The 17,672-nt window shown below is 44.7% G+C and carries 12 protein-coding genes and 1 pseudogene; 8 read left to right on the forward strand and 5 right to left on the reverse strand.

Going from position 1 to position 17,672, the window contains the following annotated elements; translation table 11 throughout:
* The first annotated feature begins 10 nt into the window (after window positions 1-10).
* From UQW94_RS15390 to UQW94_RS15425, 8 genes and pseudogenes are all read left to right on the forward strand, one after another.
* On the forward strand, window positions 11-1,183 hold the full coding sequence (locus UQW94_RS15390) for a glycosyltransferase (RefSeq protein ID WP_137281979.1): 1,173 nt from the start codon (window positions 11-13) through the stop codon (window positions 1,181-1,183).
* Window positions 1,176-2,606 carry a lipopolysaccharide biosynthesis protein gene (locus tag UQW94_RS15395; protein ID WP_175413445.1) on the forward strand — a complete coding sequence of 477 codons (1,431 nt, stop codon included), beginning with the start codon at window positions 1,176-1,178 and terminating at the stop codon, window positions 2,604-2,606. Before UQW94_RS15390 ends, UQW94_RS15395 begins: the two co-directional genes overlap by 8 nt.
* Window positions 2,603-3,967, forward strand: coding sequence for an O-antigen ligase family protein (locus UQW94_RS15400; protein ID WP_175413444.1), 1,365 nt, complete (start codon window positions 2,603-2,605; stop codon window positions 3,965-3,967). The genes UQW94_RS15395 and UQW94_RS15400 overlap by 4 nt, the downstream gene beginning before the upstream one ends.
* Window positions 3,968-4,082: 115 nt before the next feature.
* On the forward strand, window positions 4,083-5,207 hold the full coding sequence (locus UQW94_RS15405; RefSeq protein ID WP_213968810.1) for a glycosyltransferase: 1,125 nt from the start codon (window positions 4,083-4,085) through the stop codon (window positions 5,205-5,207).
* Window positions 5,204-6,637 (forward strand): chain-length determining protein, encoded by a 1,434-nt coding sequence (locus tag UQW94_RS15410; RefSeq protein ID WP_322142365.1) that lies wholly within the window; start codon window positions 5,204-5,206, stop codon window positions 6,635-6,637. The genes UQW94_RS15405 and UQW94_RS15410 overlap by 4 nt, the downstream gene beginning before the upstream one ends.
* Window positions 6,638-6,858: 221 nt before the next feature.
* A pseudogene (locus UQW94_RS15415) lies at window positions 6,859-7,977 on the forward strand (glycosyltransferase).
* On the forward strand, window positions 7,970-9,160 hold the full coding sequence (locus tag UQW94_RS15420; protein ID WP_042522924.1) for a glycosyltransferase family 2 protein: 1,191 nt from the start codon (window positions 7,970-7,972) through the stop codon (window positions 9,158-9,160). Before UQW94_RS15415 ends, UQW94_RS15420 begins: the two are co-directional and overlap by 8 nt.
* A gap of 10 nt (window positions 9,161-9,170) precedes the next feature.
* Window positions 9,171-9,809 carry a sugar transferase gene (locus UQW94_RS15425; RefSeq protein WP_005394228.1) on the forward strand — a complete coding sequence of 213 codons (639 nt, stop codon included), beginning with the start codon at window positions 9,171-9,173 and terminating at the stop codon, window positions 9,807-9,809.
* A gap of 19 nt (window positions 9,810-9,828) precedes the next feature.
* Here UQW94_RS15425 and UQW94_RS15430 read toward each other — a convergent pair whose 3' ends face one another.
* The 5 genes from UQW94_RS15430 to hrpA form a co-directional block, all read right to left on the reverse strand.
* Window positions 9,829-10,218, reverse strand: a complete 390-nt coding sequence (locus tag UQW94_RS15430; protein ID WP_151514762.1) for an AAA family ATPase — start codon at window positions 10,216-10,218, stop codon at window positions 9,829-9,831.
* Window positions 10,219-10,344: 126 nt separating this feature from the next.
* A complete protein-coding gene (locus tag UQW94_RS15435; protein ID WP_005377659.1) occupies window positions 10,345-11,925 on the reverse strand; it encodes a BCCT family transporter in 1,581 nt (526 codons plus the stop codon).
* A gap of 362 nt (window positions 11,926-12,287) precedes the next feature.
* Complete coding sequence (locus UQW94_RS15440; RefSeq protein WP_322142366.1) at window positions 12,288-12,803, reverse strand: outer membrane beta-barrel protein; 516 nt, start codon at window positions 12,801-12,803, stop codon at window positions 12,288-12,290.
* 199 nt (window positions 12,804-13,002) lie between these two features.
* The gene (locus UQW94_RS15445; RefSeq protein WP_021033871.1) at window positions 13,003-13,482 is read right to left on the reverse strand and encodes an outer membrane beta-barrel protein; all 480 of its coding nucleotides are present in this window, start codon (window positions 13,480-13,482) and stop codon (window positions 13,003-13,005) included.
* A 182-nt stretch (window positions 13,483-13,664) separates the two neighbouring features.
* Complete coding sequence (gene hrpA, locus UQW94_RS15450; protein WP_171053514.1) at window positions 13,665-17,651, reverse strand: ATP-dependent RNA helicase HrpA; 3,987 nt, start codon at window positions 17,649-17,651, stop codon at window positions 13,665-13,667.
* Window positions 17,652-17,672 lie beyond the last annotated feature (21 nt).

Genomic DNA, 17,672 nt, shown 5'->3' on the forward strand with positions numbered 1-17,672 from the left:
GAGCCCGGTCATGAAACGTGTATTGATGTTCGACGCCATCCCAATGCAAGGTGGATCCAAAATCGCGAATGCAGAGCTCCTTAAGCAGTGCGATAAGCTGAACGTGATTGGTTATCTACTCACTACAAATCCAGAGCATTGGGCGTCACTGCTTAGTGATACACCGCGTGTGCAAGTTATAAAAATAAAACCATCACCATTTAACTCGACTCATGGACTGACCTACTGGTTGATGAACGCTTACTACTTTCTCCAACTTCTCTACGCGTGCATGAAGCTGCCAAAAATAGATAGCTTTTTGGGCCTATCTTGCCCAAGTAATGATATGCCTTTGTACTTACTACGATTAATTAGCAAAAAGCCTGTGGTACAGATGGTTCATGGCCCTATTGGACGATCGAGATCTGCTGGCTACTGCTTAGTAAAAGCATCGGCAATTTACTACTTGGCAAACACCCGCGAATCAATGGTAGAAGCATTACAGGCCTACCTCAAAACAGAGAAGCCAGCCACCGAACGCTATTGGTGTGGTTTGAATACATCTACATTTGTTAATGGATTATCGAAAGATCGCTGGCCAAAACAAGCGAATCCGATTTCAAGCCGCGTTTTCTGGGCAGCTAGCTTACTAAAATGGAAGAACATCGATCTTTTGCTTGATGCTTTAACACTTGATGAGTCGAAAAAGATCAAATCCACCGTGTGTTACATCAAACCTAACGTGGCAGGTGTGGAATATTCAACACCGGACTTCAACACACAAGGTGTTGAATGGCATGAGTGCCCAAACAACTTAGATGAATTGCGTTCACAGTGTGGTGTGTTTGTTTCCACCAGTCTCAACGAACCTTTTGGGTTATCTATTTTGGAAGCGCTCGCTGCAGGTATGTGTGTCGTCATTCCACATGATGATAGTTATTGGGACCGCGTGTTAACTCACGGCCGAAATTGTATTAAATACACGCCTAACAATGTGGCTTCGTTACACAACGCAATTCGCCTTTTGAATGAATCGCCGTGGATGAAAGTAACGATGGGTATCGAAGCACTCAATGTTTCTCAACTATACACAGCCGAACGTTGTTATTTGCCAATCGCCCAGCACCTTGCTGGCGAAATTGCTACCAACAATGATTGCACACTCAAGACACCGCGAGACATCAAAGGATATGACCATGTCTAAAGCAATGACCAACATGACGCTATTTGCTATCGCCTTAGTGATCAATAAAAGCATCAGCCTAATCATGCTGCCTGTATTGCCCCACTTTCTCTCACCAGAACAAATGGGCAAGCTTGAGCTTCTAACAACCTTTGGTGTTGTTACGACCTTGTTTGTCAGTTTCGCTTTGCATGAAGCGCTTTATCGATTCGTCGGCGTTGAAAAGGATAAAAATACGCGCACAAGCCTACTAAACCAGCTGTACTCACTTGCTTTACTCATCGCTGGCGTCGTTGCTCTTAGCTTGCTCACTATCATTTTAATCGCCCCCATTCCCGCGCCTTTTACGCGAGTCGAATTTGCTATTGTTATGTTTGCCATCGTTCTAGAAGGCAGTATTGCAATCGGCACTGCCTGGTTAAGAACACAAGACGACAAAGCAAGAACACTGCTTAACGTCATGGTCACTACCACCATTTTTCAGGTCATTTTTATCGTCGCGGCGCTGTCTGTTCATCCCCATGTTATTTCTGTTTTGTGGGGGGGCTTGTTGGCTGCTATTACTCAATTTGTTTGGCTGCACATCGTTAACCGTTACAATGTCACCCTTCCTAAGCTGACATTGGCAAAACAATACCTAAACTACTGCCTACCAATGATGATGGCCGGTTTAGTAGCATTTTGTCTCAATGGCGCTGAACGCTGGTTCATTGGTGCCAACACTTCTCTTGCGACGTTAGGGATTTACGCGATAGCGGTAAAATTTGCAGTGGGCATGTGTATTTTAGTGCAGCCATTTGGCATGTGGTGGATGCCACGTCGATTTAACTACTTAGAAGGGCGCAAGAACACTGAAGCAGTGCGCATCACACACTTAGGTATGATTTACATTACAGGTTTGAGTGTAGTGGTTGGCACATTAGCAATGGTGATGATCACCTACTTACTGCCAGAAACCTATCATGAGGCGGTACTATTCAGCTTATTCTTGCTACCTATCGCCATGTTAAAAGAATGGAGTGAGTTGATTAACATCTCCATTTTGTACAAGCGTCGTACTCGCTGGCTACTGGGTATAAATGTCGTCTCTGCGTGCGTTGCGATTGCTTTGCTGTTTGGCTTATCTTCTCTGGGTATTTATGGTGTGTTCATTGCGCTTTATTACGCACAACTGTGTAAGCTGGGCCTGACTTATGTAGTAGGCCAACAATGTATGACGTTGCCTTTTCACCTAAGTCTGATGGTTTTATTACAGATTATATCCGGTGTGGCACTGTTCCTGCTTCACTCTTCACAATCAATAGGCATCGCCATCGCAATTTGCATTTTGACATGCAGTTTGCTGGCAGGGATAGCCACTCGCTACATGAGTAAAGAGACGCTCAATGCGCTCACTCGATACATAGTGAAACGGCGTGGACAGGTGAAGAGATACTCGTTATGAATGAAACCAAGGTGAGAACAAAACAGTCCATCGCAGCACTGACGATCACTGTCGGTATCGGCCTGCTTTGGATTGTTATGCCTCATCCCATTTTGATTGTTGCGTTGTGTTTCGCACCACTCGCGTTACTGTTTGTTCTCAATCAAACGTTTTGGCTTGTCACACTGTTCGTTATTTTTTCATTCTTTCGTATTCACGAAGCCTTTCCTGTTATCTATAACTTCAAGATCCCATTACTCTTATCACTGGGGGCACTCGCCGCACTCGCTTTTCACCTTCTTATAAGCCGCCAGATTACAGCTTTTTGGCACCCTTCATTAAAGTGGCTGTGTATATTTTGGGGTCTGGTGATCATCGGAATCATATTCGCTTCCAGTCGTGATATCGCAATAACGGTGTTCAAAAACACCTATTGGAAAATCATCATTATGACGTTGGCCATCACCTGGCTTATTACTAAACCTTCACAGCTCGCTCAGATGTCAAAAGCAATTATTTTCGCCGGATTATTGATTGGTCTAGTGGCATTACAAAACGCAGCGAATGGCATTGATTTAGTCGAAGGAACGCGCGTGTCGATAGGACGATCCATAGGTTCCGTACTTGGCGATCCTAACGATTTGGCACTAGTGCTGATGTTTCCCCTTGCCTTTACCGTTAGTCAATTGATGGAGAAGCATTCCCCCAAGCATCTCAGGCTCTTTGCCCTTATCACCTGTTTGGTTTTGTTCTTTGCGATCATTGAGACGCAGAGCCGCGGTGGGTTACTAGGTTCACTGTCTGTATTTGCCTACTTTGCTTTTAAACACATCAAAAGCAAAACATTAGTCTTGGTACTAGGCGCCATCGCAGCGATCGTACTCTACGCATTCGCTGGTATTTCAGGACGAGAGTCGGGGGGAGCCGCTGAGGATGGTATAGATGCCTCTGCGATGGGGCGACTTTATGCGTGGGAAGCGGCATTTAAAATGGCGCTGCATCACCCGTTGACTGGCGTAGGTCTAGATAACTTTTACTTTAATTACTATTTCTACAGCCCACACTGGGATGGTATCAACCACGCGGTCCATAGTACTTGGTTTGGCGTGTTGGCAGAAACGGGTTTTGTCGGACTCGCGGTGTTCATTACTTTAATTGTGTCATTGATCCGCACCTCTTTGCATTCCATCTCATTGTTGACACCAAAATCAGATTACACCCTCTCTGTTGGAGCAAACGCCGTGTTAAGTGGGCTTATCGGTACCATCGTATCAGGTACGTTTCTGACTCAAGGTTTCACTTGGCCAATTTACATTCTAGCGGCATTAACAGTTGTCGTTAGCCGAATTGTTCAAAGTGACTGTCAAAATGAGAAATCCTAGTTTCAAACATAAACAAAACCCATAACTCACTGTTTTAAAATGGCTAATTCCTTGGCACGCATTGTGATTACTCACTTAATTAGTAATCAAATAACCAAGACTCAAGGAGAGCCACATGACGGACATCGTAGTATTTGGAGAAGATTTTGGTGGGTTACCCTCTTCCACTCAGCATATTGTCAAGCGACTAGCAGCGAACCATCGAATCCTTTGGGTGAACTCCATTGGCCTTCGTCAACCTAAGCTGGATTCTAAAGACATACAGCGTGCGTTAAACAAACTCACTCGTGTATTTCATAACGTAGGCTCACACAAGCCAACACTGGACTCTGAAACAAACCCAAACATTCACATCATCAACTTGCTCACCATTCCTGCCCCTAATTCTGCATTAGCAAGAAAAGTGGCCGCTAAGATGATGAAACACCAACTCAACAAACAATTACAAGCTCTTGGTTTTGATAAGCCTGTATTTTGGACGTCGCTCCCGACTGCTGCCGATCTTTGTGCAGAAATGAACCCACGTGGACTGATTTACTATTGTGGCGATGACTTTAGCGCTTTAGCTGGTGTTGACCACGACACGGTAGCTAAGCACGAACGTACTCTTGTTAATGCGGCCAGCGTTATCTTTACGGCAAGCGAAACGCTCTCCACCAAATTTCCATCACATAAAACCGTCACTTTGCCTCATGGTGTCGACGTTAGTCTGTTTTCTGAGCCAGCACCGAAGGCCAAAGACTTGCCTGACAACGGCCGCAAAGTGCTGGGCTTTTATGGCAGTTTGTCTGAATGGTTAGATTACGACTTAATTGCCCAAGTCGCAGACCAAGCGCCTGACTGGGATCTGGTTTTCATCGGCCCCAACGAACTCAGTGACAATCCGCTACCTCAAAGAAGTAACGTTTACTATCTCGGCCCAAGAGCTCATCACACTTTGCCAAGCTACTCTCAACACTGGGACGCAAGCTGGTTGCCCTTTGTTAATAACGCTCAAATCAAAGCGTGTAACCCCCTCAAGCTTCTTGAGTATTTGGCAACGGGAACCCCCGTTATTAGCACGTCGTTTCCTGCATTAATGCCGTACAAGCATATGCTCCACATAGTTCAAAATGTCGAAGATGTATGCGCCAGTCTCGATCACCTGATCCCACCCCCGGCAAACTCAAAGCAATATGTTCAACAGCAAAGCTGGGAAGCAAGAGCCAACCAAGTTGAGAAATTAGTGAGGACGCTATGAACGATTTGAGAGAGAACCTTAGTGTATTACTACATGGCGCTTGGCGACGTCGTTACATGATCGTTATCCCTATGCTTGTCTTGCCTGTGCTGGGTTTCATCGTAAGTAAACTGGTTCCGACGACTTATGTTGCTCATACCAGCATGCTTATTCAAGAGACAGCGAAAATGAACCCGTTCCTTCAAGACCTTGCCGTCTCAACAATGCTTAAAGACCGATTGAGCGCACTCAGTACTCTGCTAAAAAGCCGACACGTTTTGTATTCTGTCGCAAAAGAACAATCGCTGATCAATGACGAGATGAGTGCAAAAGAGCAAGAGTTCATCATAAAAGATCTTGCGTCGCGCCTGTCTGTTCAGCCACTCGGTAAAGACTTCATTCAAATTCAATTGCAAAGTGGTAAATCAGAAGGAATGGAGTCGATGCTGCTGTCTGTCAGAGAGCATTTTGTCGAACAGCTTTTGGCTCCTGAGCGTTCTTCGATTAAAGATTCGAGTCATTTTTTGACTATCCATATCAACAAACGCAGGGAAGAACTAGACAAGGCTGAACAAGCTTTTGCAGAGTATAAAAATACTTACTCAGACGCGACACCCGAAATGCAAGCTCAAAGCCTTACTCGCCTTGCTAGCCTCAAACAAACGCTAGCCGAAAAGGAGGCGGAGCTTGCTGGTGTTTCACGAAGTCTAGGCAGTTTGGATCAACAACTATCCAAAACGAACCCGGTTATCGGTAAACTGGAAGAGCAAATCATCGACATTCGTAGTGAACTTACCCTGCTTCGCGCTAAATACACAGAGGCGCATAGTTTAGTGCAAGGTAAGTTGCGAGAATTAAACCGGTTGGAGCAGGAACGCTCGGTACTCTTGAACTCTAAACAACCAGAACTAAACAGTGCTCAACTATGGGATATCGCGAGCAATACCACAGTAAACAGTCTTGGCGAAGCACAGCCTCTACTTGTCTCCCAACTACATCAATTACAAATGATGCGCGGACGTTTTGAAGCACTTACGGAAGAAACCAACAGCTTGCGAGACATGATCCAAGAATTAGAGCGAAATGCGCACCAATTTGGGAGCACAGCAACAGAAATCAACCGCTTAGCTCGTGACGTCGCAGTGAAGAGAGAAATGTATGATGAACTCGTCGAACGCTATGAGATGGCCCAACTAACGGGTTCTTTGGGAGAGTTTGAAGAGAATAAGCGCGTAAAAATCATTGATGAACCGTTCACGCCAACGATTCCAACTAACTTACCTAGTTTTGTATTTGTCATTTTAGGATTTATTGGTGGCGCTGGTTTAGGCATTGGATTAGCGACGATACTAGAGTTAGCCGATAACTCTATCCGCTCTAAAAGAGCATTAGAAAAACACCTTGGTGTTCCTGTCATCACCACTTTACCTAACATAGTGTACGGAAACTAACCGCCATAAGAACTCATTTACAAGCACTCGGTCGGCGAGTGCTTTTCTTTTACTACTGCCTTATACAGCCTCATAGCATGTCCACTAATATGAATCTCAAATTGAGAATAAACATAAAGTCTCACAAACATCAATATTAACCTATTGTTTTTAAATGATTAATTTTTTGGCACGCAGTCTGCAACTCCTAAATAAACAAAGAACTCAACGAGGGTTTGAAAATGGAATTCAGACAAAAACACAATAACACTAAGCACAGCAAAAAAGTGATATTACACGTCGTGCAACACTTAGCTCCTGGTGGTTTAGAAACGCTCGTACTAGAAATGCTTCGTTTTGCGCAGCCAAACCATTCCGTTTTTGTCGTGAGCTTAGAAGGAAGCAAAGAACATGCACTACAAGGCTGGCAAAAACTATTGCCCTACCAAGGCCAACTGCACTTTCTTAATAAGAAACCTGGATTCAGCGGAAAAACCATCAGTACGCTGACTTCCATGCTCAAAGGACTTAAGCCTGACGTGGTCCACACCCATCATATCGGCCCACTTCTGTATGGTGGTATTGCTGCACGTTTAGCGCACGTACCTGTAGTGATTCATACCGAGCACGACGCATGGCACCTTAATAACAAAAAATCAGCTCGACTACAGTCCCTTTTGCTAACGATGATTCGCCCGCAAGTAGTTGCCGATGCTAACTTTGTCGCCCATCAAATACAGACTAAGTTAAAGTATCGCAAAATTTGTACTATCCATAACGGGATTGACTGTCAGAAGTTTAAAAGCGGTGACCAAACGGCAACAAGACACTTGTTTGAACTTCCAACCGACAAAATCGTGATTGGCGTTGCCGGGCGTCTAGAAGCAGTTAAAGGCCATAAAGTGCTTATCGAAGCATTCTCTCATCTTACGCCAAACACACACCTAGCCATTGCTGGAGATGGTTCTCAGCGAGCTCAATTGGAAGCACAAGTTAGAACGTTAAAACTTGAAGATTGAGTAACCTTTTTAGGCTTGGTCGACGATATGCCCAGCTTTTACCAAAGCCTAGACTTGTTTTGCTTACCATCACTTCAAGAGGGATTTCCTCTCTCAACCCTCGAGGCTCAAGCATGTGACATTCCTTGCGTCGCGACGGATGTTGGCGGCGTGAAAGAGACGCTCTGTCCGAACAACAGCACACTGGTTGAAGCAAATCGCGTGTTTTCGTTGGCCGAAGCGTTATCACAGCAACTGGAATCATCACACCATTCTCCTCGAACTTTTATTCTCAAACACTTTGATATCAGAGACATGGTGAGTCGCTACTCACGTTTGGCCAAGGAGGCTAGCTATGAATGATTTACTTTGGATTATAGGGTTTGGTTTATCCGCGTTTTTGATTGTCTATCATCACGTTGGGTACCCACTGCTCCTTAAGTGGCTTCCTTTAAAACAGCAAGACGAAACCAAAGCACCATTTGTAGAGCGAGCTTACAAAGCCTCCAAAACAGACAGCCAGCTACCCTCTATTACTGTCATCGTGCCCGCCTACAATGAAGAACAATGGATAGCAGAGAAGATCCGTAACCTTGCGAGCCTAGACTACCCGAGGGATAAATTAAGAGTAGTGATCGCATGTGATGGCTGCACAGATAACACAGCCGAGATTGCTCAAGCGACAATTCAAGAAGCAATCTGCTCTGATACTCTGTTCATTATTAATGATCACCAAGTCAATCGCGGTAAAGTTGCCCTACTCAACGAAGAAATGCGTCATGTTAGCTCGGACATTACCGCACTGAGTGACACGTCGGCATTGATTTCTTGCGATTCTCTATTGCTAGCTAGTCAGCATTATCAAAATGAGAACGTTGGAGTGGTTAACGCAACATATCAAATAATGAGCACTGATAACCAAGGTGAAGCGGCGTATTGGCAATACCAGTCTCGAGTAAAGCACCAAGAATCTTTGTTAGGTTCAACGATTGGTTCCCACGGTGCGTTTTACACTTTCAGAACTCACTTATTTGAACCACTGGAAGTTAGCACCATTAATGACGACTTTATTCTCCCTATGAGAATCGTTTTGCGAGGCTATAGCGCTATTTACGAGCCAAACATGCTGGCTCTTGAACTAGAACAGAGCTCAGACAACGCAGATTTCAAGCGGCGCCTAAGAATTTCAGCGGGTAACATGCAGCAGCTCATGCAATTAAAGAAATTACTGCTACCTCGTTATCGTGGCACTGCCTTTGCATTTCTATCGGGAAAGGTTCTGCGCTTAGCAACACCCTATTTGATGATTGTTTGCTTTATTTGCTCACTACTACTGGCACACAATCCGCTGTTTCAAGTAATGCTGTCCGCACAAGTTGGTATTTATAGCATCGCGCTTATCACTTACTTGATGCCAGCACTTAACACAATTAAACCTTTTAAGCTGATTAGCTACATCGTCATTGGTCATCTCGCCAACTTTATCGGCGGTATGAAGTATTTACTCGGAATGGAAAATGGACGTTGGAAACGCGTCAACCAATAAGGAAAGCATCATGAAAAACTCACGCTACGATTCAAATGTATGCCACGCGAAAAGAACGTTTGATGTACTGGTTGCAATGTTTATTTTGCTCGTCACTGCACCGCTATTCCCATTTATCGCGCTAGCTATAAAAATCACATCGAAAGGCCCAGTGATCTATCGTCAACTGCGTGTTGGGCGCTGTACACCAGAAAAAATGGATCTTTTTCAAATCATGAAGTTTCGCACCATGTATATTGATGCAGAGCAACGCTCTGGCGCAGTATGGGCAACTGAAAATGATCCCCGCATCACGCCAGTAGGACGCTTTTTACGCAAAACGCGTTTAGATGAACTACCTCAACTGTTTAATGTGTTGAGAGGTGAAATGTCGATGATTGGGCCGCGCCCAGAACGCCCAGCTTTCTACCAGAAATTGGAAGATGAAATCCCCTATTTTGTAGAGCGCACATATGGCGTGTTACCAGGTATCACAGGCTTAGCTCAGGTTAACCAAGGCTATGATGCATGCATTGAAGATGTAAGACGCAAAGTTGGGTTTGACCACAGTTACGCACTAAGCTTAGGTTCGTTTTACTCTTGGATTTCAATGGACCTTTCAATCATGAGCAAAACATTCGTTGTGATGATTGACGGACGAGGTCAATAGCTTCCGGTTCTGGTAACAGTCACTCTTGCCACTGGCGGCGCATCTTTTCTATCGTCGCTGGTGGCACGTCATGAATGCTTTGATACGCTCCGTGACACACTTTAATTTCCACCTCGATGCGCTTCTTCATGCAGTAGTCCATGTAACGCTTCATCTCCCAATGTCGAACAAACGTATTGCTCACAATCACGACTTTCCCTTTGTTCAACCACTTTCTAGTTTGCTGAAAACACCACTCATGCGCTTGAGGTAATTGAACCGGTTCAAAGTGATAATCACCTTCATCATTTTCAAAATACATGTCAGCTTCAAAATGCTTAGCACCAAGCTCTATTGCCAGTTGTTTTGCTAAGGTTGTTTTACCTGAACCCGGAAGTCCACGAATAAGAATGAGTTTAGCCAGTGACATAATGCAGTTTAATGAGGTGGAAATAAGCCTAAACTGTAACGAAATTATTGGAAAAGAAAAGTAGAAATAAAAAATGCCGAGCACATAAGGCTCGGCATTTAAACTCAATCATGGATCGCGTTGTATTTATTTGTAAGCTGGCAGTTCAGTTCTTAACCCTTTCACCAAACTGACGCACATCAACAGCAGAACAAAAGTAAACGGTAACCCTGTTGCAACAACGCCTGATTGCAATGCTTGCAAGGCTTCTTTACCACCAACCCAAAGCATTACGGCTGCAATTGCGCCTTCAATACACGCCCAGAAAATGCGTTGCGGTACTGGTGCATCAATCTTACCACCGGCGGTAATACTATCGATAACCAGCGAGCCAGAGTCTGACGATGTAATAAAGAATACCAGAATCAGCACTATAGAAAGCATTGAAATCACTGAGCTATACGGAAGCGCATCGTAAACATGGAACAGAGTCAATGAAATATCAGTTAGGCCATTTGCACCTAGCTCACCAACTTTATTCACCACTTGGTCAAGCGCGATACCACCAAACACAGACATCCAAATCAAAGTAACAACTGTAGGAATAACGATGACTGCGAATAAGAATTCTCGAACCGTACGACCTTTAGACACACGCGCGATAAACATACCAACAAACGGTGACCAAGATACCCACCAAGCCCAGTAGAATACCGTCCAGCCGTGCATCCAAGTTTCATCTTCACGACCGTGAGGGTTACTCAATGGAATAATATTTTCAATGTAAGCCATTGTTGTGTCGCGTAGCGAGCTCCACGCCGTATCAAACGTGATGAAGGTAATGAAAATAAGCAGCGCAAACGCAACCACCATATTGACGTTACTCAGTAGCTTAACACCACCATCAATACCACGAATCACTGATAACACCGCGATAAAGGTAACGAAGGTGATCACAATCATTTGTGTACCAATGCCGCCTTCTAGACCAAAGACATGGTTAATACCACTGGTCGCCTGCTGAGCACCTAGACCTAGCGACGTTGCAAGACCAAATAGCGTCGACAAAACGGCAAGGATATCAATAACGTGACCTAACCAACCCCATGCACGGTCACCAAAAATTGGATAGAACGCCGCGCGCAATGAAAGTGGTAAACCTTTGTTAAAGGCAAAAAACGCTAATGCTAGTGCAACGAGTGCGTAAATACTCCAACCATGCACACCCCAGTGGAACATAGTGGCACCCATCGCAAGGGATTTTGCTTCTTCGGTGTATGGTACTGCGTTAAGTGGCATTCCCCACCAATCAGTGAAATACGCGGTCGGCTCAGCCACACTCCAGAACAGAAGACCAATACCCATACCCGCGGCGAAAAGCATCGACAACCAAGAAACGGTTGAGTGATCCGGCGTTGCTTCTTTGCCTCCTAAGCGGATTTTACCTAGCGGAGAAAAAAGAAGAGCAACGGCGAACAATAAGAAGAAGTTTGTCGACCACATAAAGAACGCATCAAACTGTTCGATAATTCCGTTTTTTAGACCGTTTAATACGTCACGAGCAGTGGTTGGCTCAACAAGAAGAAGTGAAATCAGACAGAAAACAACGAGCCCCGCACTAATGCCAAAAACCGGGTTATGTATATCGAATCCCCACTTTTGAACGTTATCCTGTCCAACCTGATAATCGGTTGTATCAATACTATATTTTTTAAATGCATTATCCATAAATACAAATTTAACGTGCATTTGAAACGCCCCTCAGGTGAGAAGAACTCCAATACCGCCCTCCATTAATTTGAACTCTAAAGTTTTAAAGCGGGACGAATTTTAGCAGCAATCACATATTTTTGCAAAAAGTCGTGATTTGTTGCATTTTAAGCTCAATTCAAGACAGATGAAGGGGAAATAATATCAACACAAAAATTATGATGTCTAACGATTGATTTTGTCGTAGGTTGTAGACTAGAAAAGACACAAGAAATACTTAAGTTCATAGCCAGTCACTGCGCAAATAGAGAAGACCTGCGCTGATTTGGTTTCACAATTAACGACGAAACCAAATCAGCAAACCTTTCATCCAGCGAGCGTTATAAGAAATGGAAGGTGATGTTCCCTGTTACGCTGCTAACGGTATCGCTATCGCCTTCAATATCCACGCCAAACGCTTGATAACTCGCGCCCACAGACACATTGTCAAGCAAGAAGTATTCGGCACCAACACCATACATGTAAGAGACGCCATCATCTTTGTCTAAGTTTCTCAGTCCGCCGTCATAATCAACGTTGAATGCATTGATGCCGCCTTTTGCGTAAACGTGTAACGGGCCGAAGTCGATACTAGGTTTCGCCGCTAAATAGAATGAATCAAAATCAGCACTACCCCTGCTGCCACTCAAAGATAAATCCACTTTGCCGTGATTAAAGTAGCCTGCTTCAATGCCAATGAACGGCAAAATACCAGTACCGACATGAATACCGTAGGTTGTATCATTTTCGCTGTCGATATCGGACTGACCAATTTGGCCACCAGCGTAAATCCAAGAGTCAGCCATTGCTGACGTTGAGCACAACGTTGGAGCGAATAACGAGAGTGTTTTTTTCATACTATCCCTTCCTGATCGATTCCTAAGCGAAACATTACGCAAATATGCGCATTTAATCGCCACTATATATTGGAAAGCATAGGCATTTTAAGACTCTAAAAGTGAATAATTTATGTTCAACTTTTGTTTTGTGACTTCCAGACAAAAAAACACCGACATAAAGCCGGTGTGTTTCATATGGTGTTAGAAAGCTTGACGCTTATAGGAAATGTAGTGTTGCGTTAACAGAGAACGTGCTGATATCGTCTTTACCAGCAGTGTAGTTCATGTAGCTAGCACCAACAGACATCGGGCCAAAAATGAAGTACTCAGCACCCACACCGTACATTAGGTCCAAATCGTCATCGTCTTTGCCGCCTTTCACTTTTTTGTCCCACTGATGGAAACCACCTTTTGCGTACACGTGTAGCGGACCGAAGTCGATGCTTGGCTTAAGTGCTGCGTAGTAAGAAGTTAGCTTAGTGTCTTGACCATTTACGTTGAACTCACCGTGTTGTGTTACACCAGCTTCAACACCAATGATAGGTAGAATGCCTGTACCAACGTGAACAGAGTATGATGTGTCCGTCTCACCTTTGTAGTCAGACTGACCTACTGTTGCACCACCGTAAATCCAAGAATCCGCCATTGCCGCAGAAGATGCGCCAAGTAGCGCCACTGCTAATAGAGTTTTTTTCATCATCTACCTTTACTCTTTATTATTCCCACGTCTGCATAACTCAGTCGTTGGTACTACAAATAAAGGGAGGCGAACTATTGCCTCCCAGAACTAAAAAATAATGCTTATTGAGTTACTAGCAATTAGTGTACCAGCAACTTCTTAAGCGATAATTACAAATCTGACACTATTTTACTGGTTGATTAGCAAGCATCAATCGCGTTTTTGACTCGTTTATCAGAAACAGGATAAGGAGTGCCTAATTGTTGAGCAAAGTAACTCACGCGAAGTTCTTCAATCATCCAACGCACTTCTTTTACATTTTCAGGAATGGCCACACCTTTCGGGATCTTGTTCAGCAACTCTTTATAGTCTTGAGTCACAGATTCAATCTTCAGCATATGTAAACGATCTTTGTTTGGATCGATAGGCAACTTCTCCATACGGCGCTCTATCGCACGCATGTAGCGAAGAATATCCGGCAAGCGTTTCCAGCCACATTCCGTTGCAAAGCCTTTGAAGATCAAGCCTTCAATTTGTGCTTTGATATCGGACAGAGCAAACGCCATTGTGAAGTCGATCTTGCCTTTTAGCTTCTTATTGATGCTAAACGCCGTGGTCAGAATAGTCTCAACCTGTTGAGCAATCTCTACAACGGTGTCACCCAATTCAGCACGAACGTGTTCTTTCAACGCTTCGAACTTCTCTGGCTCCCAAACTAAACCACCCTGATCTTCAATAAGCTTATCGACACCACAGGCAATGCAGTCATCTATCAGATCAAGCACTTTGCCGTATGGATTAAAGTACAGACCCAGCTTCGATTTGTTCGGTAAGTTGGCGTGCAAATATTTAATTGGCGACGGTACGTTCAATAAAATTAGGCGACGCTGACCAGCACGCATTGCCGTTATCTGCTCGTACTCTGTTTCGTAGAGTTTGATTTCAACGCTGTCTTTGGTATCAACAAGCGCCGGATACGCTTTTACATCGTAGCCGCCACGTTTTTGTTGATACACTTTCGGCAATTCTCCAAAACTCCACGTATGCAGACCTTGCTGTTCGATATCGTCATCCGCAACTTTGGAAAGCGTTTCTTGAACTTTGTCTTTCAAACTTTCTTTCAGTTCATGAAGGTCTTTGTTTTCCTTCAGTTTACGATTTCGGTGATCAACCGCACGAAACGTGACTTTCAAGTGCTCAGGTACTTGTTCCAAGTTCCAGTCTTCACGCAGTACCTCTACGCCCGTCATGCGTCGCAACTCTTTCTCTAATGAATCTAGCAGCGGCGCTTCCATTGGCGTGACGCGTGCTAAGAATGCATCGGCATAGTTCGGCGCAGGTACAAAGTTCTTACGAATTGTCTTTGGCAACGATTTAATCAAGCTAACCACAAGCTCATGGCGCAAACCTGGGATCTGCCAATCAAAACCCGCTGGTTCAACTTGGTTTAAAATCGGCAACGGCAAATGCACTGTGACACCGTCACTATCATCGCCTGGTTCAAATTGGTAACTCAATTTGAGCTTCAAACCATTTTGATGCCAGAAGTTCGGGTAATCCAAATCGGTCACATGGCTAGCATCACCCTTGAACAGCATCTCTTTTTCAAAGTTCAGCAGTTCCGGATTTTCTTTAGATGCCTTTTTCCACCACGTATCGAAATGCTTACCAGACACCACTTCGGTGCCAACGCGTTGGTCATAGAAATCAAACAGCTCATCATCATCCACTAAGATGTCTCGACGACGAGATTTATGCTCAAGCTCTTCCACTTCTTGCAGAAGCTTACGGTTTTGCTTAAAGAACGCGTGTTTGGTTTCCCATTCACCCTCAACCAATGCACTACGAATGAAGATTTCGCGACTTACGGTCGAATCGATACTGCCGTAGTTGACCAAGCGTTTCGGTACGATTGGTACGCCGTAAAGCATCACTTTTTCGTGCGCCATCACCGCAGCGCGTTTCTTCGACCAATGTGGTTCGCTGTAACTGCGTTTAATAAGGTGTTTAGCTAACGGCTCAATCCATTCTGGCTGAATCTTTGCGATGATACGACCCCAAAGTTTTGAGGTTTCCACCAACTCAGCAGACATGATCCACTTAGGCTGTTTCTTGAATAGACCTGATGCAGGGAAGATATGGAAACGAGCATTACGCGCGCCTTGATATTCATTCTTTTCTTGGTCTTTCATGCCGATGTGCGACAGCAAACCAACCAAAATGGCACTGTGTACGCCATGGTAAGAAGCGGGCTCGTCGTTAAGCTTGAATTCCATCTCACGCATCGACTGATGAATTTGGAAGTACACATCTTGCCACTCGCGAACGCGCAAGTAGTTCAAATAGTCTTGCTTACACTGTTTGCGGAACTGATTGCTAGACAAGGCTTTTTGCTGCTTTTGGATGTATTCCCACAAATTCACAAATGTCAGGAAGTCCGACTCTTCATGGAAGAAGCGACGATGTTTATCGTCTGACGATTGTTGTTTGTCTGAAGGACGTTCGCGTGGATCTTGAATCGACAAGGCAGCTGCGATGATCATCACTTCTTTAAGCGCACCATATTTTGGCGCTTCCAATACCATACGCGCCAAGCGCGGATCGATTGGCAAACGCGCTAATTGGCGACCAATGGAAGTCAGGCGTTTTTTCGGATCTTTTACCTCAGAGTTAATCGCACCAAGCTCTTCCAGCAAACGCACGCCGTCTTGGATGTTACGTTTATCCGGTGCTTCCACAAACGGAAACGCTTGAATATCACCCAAACCAAGTGCCGTCATTTGCAAGATAACCGACGCTAGATTGGTACGCAGGATTTCAGGATCAGTAAACTCTGGGCGTGACTCAAAATCTTCCTCTGAGTACAGACGAATACAAATACCCTCTTCCACACGACCACAACGACCTTTACGCTGGTTCGCACTCGCCTGAGAAACTGGCTCAATTGGAAGACGCTGAACCTTAGTACGGTAACTGTATCGACTGATACGCGCCGTACCCGGGTCGATAACGTACTTAATACCCGGAACAGTTAGCGAGGTTTCTGCCACGTTGGTTGCCAGTACAATTCGGCGACCAGTATGAGGTTGGAAAATCTTATTCTGCTCACCTGCCGACAAACGCGCGTAAAGCGGCACAATTTCCGTGCTCTTCAGATTACGTTTGGACAATGCATCTGCGGTATCACGGATTTCACGTTCACCATTCATGAAAATCAGTATGTCACCTAAACCTTCATCGCACAGTTCATCTACCGCTTCGAAGATGCCTTCAAGCTGGTCACGATCATTGTCGTCATCACCGCTTAGTGGGCGGTAACGTGTTTCTACCGGGTAAGTACGACCCGATACTTCAATGATTGGTGCATTGTTGAAGTGTTTTGAGAAGCGTTCTGGGTCGATGGTTGCCGACGTGATGATCACTTTCAAATCAGGACGACGTGGCAGCAACTCTTTCAAGTAACCCAAGATGAAATCGATGTTGAGGCTGCGCTCGTGCGCTTCATCGATAATGATGGTGTCGTATTGATTCAAGAAACGGTCATGCTGAATTTCAGCCAACAAGATACCGTCCGTCATCAATTTGATTTGGGTATTTTCAGAGATCTGATCGTTGAATCGAACCTTGTAACCAACAAACTCACCAAGCTTGGTTTCCATCTCTTCGGCAATACGGTTAGCAACCGAACGCGCTGCAAGACGACGAGGCTGAGTATGACCAATCAGACCAAATTTACCGCGACCAAGCTCAGCACAGATTTTTGGTAGCTGAGTGGTTTTACCAGAACCGGTTTCACCCGCGACGATAACCACTTGGTTTTCTTCGATCGCTTTCGCAATATCGTCACGTTTTTGGCTTACAGGCAGGATTTCTGGGTACTCAATCGTTGGTTTGTAGTTGCTGCGCTGCTCTGCAACCATCATGGATTTTGCGATGTCTAATGCGATTTCGTCGAACACAGCATTACGCGCTGCGTCCTTCTTAATTTTGCTTGCACCAGAAATACGTTTACTCAAGCGGAAACGGTCGCGCATCATGCACTGATTCAGCGCTTTACGCAGAGATGCAGCACTATTCACTTGAGCCTGAGGTGTTTGAGCTTGTTTCGCTGTCGCTTTTTGCGCACCATTTGACGGTGTCGCTTGCTCTTCAGCTAGATTCTTTTTTGGGGGCTGTGACGAAGTCAAAGCGTTTCCTATTCTTTTCAT

Origin of the sequence: Vibrio sp. PBL-C16, assembly GCF_034321865.1 — a bacterium.
In the GTDB taxonomy this organism is placed as follows: Bacteria; Pseudomonadota; Gammaproteobacteria; order Enterobacterales; family Vibrionaceae; genus Vibrio; species Vibrio alginolyticus.

What these genes read in the sequence shown, in the direction of transcription:
- UQW94_RS15390 (WP_137281979.1), top strand. Translation starts at nt 11, where the DNA reads ATGAAACGTGTATTGATGTTCGACGCCATCCCAATGCAAGGTGGATCC.
- UQW94_RS15395 (WP_175413445.1), top strand. Translation starts at nt 1,176, where the DNA reads ATGTCTAAAGCAATGACCAACATGACGCTATTTGCTATCGCCTTAGTG.
- UQW94_RS15400 (WP_175413444.1), top strand. Translation starts at nt 2,603, where the DNA reads ATGAATGAAACCAAGGTGAGAACAAAACAGTCCATCGCAGCACTGACG.
- UQW94_RS15405 (WP_213968810.1), top strand. Translation starts at nt 4,083, where the DNA reads ATGACGGACATCGTAGTATTTGGAGAAGATTTTGGTGGGTTACCCTCT.
- UQW94_RS15410 (WP_322142365.1), top strand. Translation starts at nt 5,204, where the DNA reads ATGAACGATTTGAGAGAGAACCTTAGTGTATTACTACATGGCGCTTGG.
- UQW94_RS15420 (WP_042522924.1), top strand. Translation starts at nt 7,970, where the DNA reads ATGAATGATTTACTTTGGATTATAGGGTTTGGTTTATCCGCGTTTTTG.
- UQW94_RS15425 (WP_005394228.1), top strand. Translation starts at nt 9,171, where the DNA reads ATGAAAAACTCACGCTACGATTCAAATGTATGCCACGCGAAAAGAACG.
- UQW94_RS15430 (WP_151514762.1), bottom strand. Translation starts at nt 10,218, where the DNA reads ATGTCACTGGCTAAACTCATTCTTATTCGTGGACTTCCGGGTTCAGGT.
- UQW94_RS15435 (WP_005377659.1), bottom strand. Translation starts at nt 11,925, where the DNA reads ATGGATAATGCATTTAAAAAATATAGTATTGATACAACCGATTATCAG.
- UQW94_RS15440 (WP_322142366.1), bottom strand. Translation starts at nt 12,803, where the DNA reads ATGAAAAAAACACTCTCGTTATTCGCTCCAACGTTGTGCTCAACGTCA.
- UQW94_RS15445 (WP_021033871.1), bottom strand. Translation starts at nt 13,482, where the DNA reads ATGAAAAAAACTCTATTAGCAGTGGCGCTACTTGGCGCATCTTCTGCG.